Raw genomic sequence first — 1889 nt, forward strand, 5'->3', positions numbered from 1 at the left:
CTCCCGATGCCAGTTTTTCACCTTGGGACGTATTTGGGACGTAACTGTCAAAAATGGCATCTATTTGCTTCGCATGTTCGGTAAGGTGATTTGGTGCCAGATGGGCATATCTGCGCACCATTTCTATCGACTCCCACCCGCCCATTTCCTGCAACACTGAAAGCGGAACGCCAGACTGGATCAGCCAGCTTGCCCAGGTGTGTCTCAGGTCATGGAAGCGGAAATCGTCGATACCGGCTCTTTTTAATGCTGCTCTCCATGCTGTATTAGAATCCGGCCTCATCTTTCTTACTGCCGCAACCGGTGTTCCGTCATTCCTGTATGACGGTTCAGTGTGGACAAATACCCATTTGTGATGACGACCAATCTGGCTGCGTAAAACCCTGCATGCGGTATCGTTCAGGGCTACACCAATCGCTTTACCTGATTTACTGTCTTCAGGGTAAATCCATGCCACTTTCCGCTGCATGTCTATCTGCTGCCACTCAAGGTTAAGTATGTTCGAACGACGCAGGCCAGTTGACAATGCGAACCTGACGACTGACTTTAACGGCTCCGGACATTCATCAATCAGTCTTTTAGCCTCGACAGGCTCAAGCCACCTGACTCTCCGATCACGGATAGAGGGTATTTTTATCACAGGTGATTTTTCTATCCACTTCCATTCTCTTTCCGCCGCTCTGAGTAGCGCCTTAATGAAAGAAAGGTATCGCGCCTTTGTGGCCGTCGTGACAGGCTTCGCTGTAAACAGCGGCACCTCCTTTCCCTTCCTTTTTGCTGTGTCGGCTTTCCTTCTCCAGCAGTTTTCAGCATGCTTGTTTGTCATCTTGCTGATGATCTTGTAGATGGCATTCTCGGTTATATCCTTCAGCCGGACACCCTCGAAGTACTCAAGCCAGAAAGCGATAAAGTTCTTATCATCCTCTATCGATTTTTTATCCGCTTTTTCCTCAAGCCACCGCAGGCAGGCTTCCTCATAGGTATAGTCCGGGAAGTCACCTACCTGCTCAATTCGCCATTGCTCGGCCTTTAATTTGTCGTGCAGCTCCTGGGCTTGCTTCCGGTCGGACGTACCAAGCGACTTTTTAATTCTCTTGCCGCCAGGTGTCGCGAAGTCGCAATACCAAGAGTTACCACGTTTGAAGATTGACATTTGTGATCTCCTTTCACATCAATCTCGCTCTCGGCGATAGTGTTGATCGGATTACTCAGTGCCGCAAGGCAGGCTGACTCTGTAAACAGATAGGGTGACTTCTTTTTGAACGGGTCTTTCCGCTGATACGAAATGCGTCCGGCGCGGCACCATGACGTAAGCGTATCAGGGCTTACGCCGATAAATTTAGCGGCCTCGTCGCGTGACATCGTGACTTTATCCATCCTTCATCTCCTTCTGTAACGTACGCACGTAATACCCGAGCACTCTCTTTGCCGGAAAGCGCAGGTGATTAAGTGGTTTAAATTTCGGCGTGTATTTGTCGAGTATTGCGGTGTGTTGTTCGTCTGATGTGTACTGCATTAATTCCTTCAGGCATTCCCTTGCTATTCGTCTGCGTCCGTTCTCTGCTTCCTGTGGTGTCATTGGTCACCTCAGATTTGCGCTTCCCGGATTTGGCGGGATAGAGTGACACTCAGTTCATCAATTTTATCAGCCATGTCCTGAAGCGACTGAATATCATCCTTGCGCACTTCAATGGTGATTATCTTTTTAATCAACTGCTCAAGTTTTGGGTAATAGCCAATGGTCGCCGTAACTTCCTGCCCGGCATTCTTTCCTTCTTTGGCTATTTTAATTTCACTGAGGATTAACTGGTGTTGGTCTGATGTAATAACGTATTGGCCTAATTTAATATTCATTTCTCATTCTCCGCATCCTTCATCATCAGGAATAA

Annotated in this window: 2 protein-coding genes; both read right to left on the reverse strand. The window is 48.1% G+C overall.

All coding sequences use genetic code 11. The features are described 5' to 3' along the window. Positions 1-1153 (reverse strand): site-specific integrase (locus X965_RS18625; protein WP_051997426.1); only part of this gene is annotated, 1153 nt, incomplete at its 3' end. A 434-nt stretch (positions 1154-1587) separates the two neighbouring features. Then, on the reverse strand, positions 1588-1854 hold the full coding sequence (locus tag X965_RS18635; RefSeq protein ID WP_036419788.1) for a DUF5405 family protein: 267 nt from the start codon (positions 1852-1854) through the stop codon (positions 1588-1590). Positions 1855-1889 lie beyond the last annotated feature (35 nt).

This window comes from Morganella sp. EGD-HP17 (assembly GCF_000512315.2).
Classification (GTDB): Bacteria; Pseudomonadota; Gammaproteobacteria; order Enterobacterales; family Enterobacteriaceae; genus Morganella; species Morganella morganii.

Excerpts from the sequence above, each read along its gene's own strand:
- X965_RS18635 (WP_036419788.1), bottom strand. The coding sequence starts at position 1,854 with ATGAATATTAAATTAGGCCAATACGTTATTACATCAGACCAACACCAG.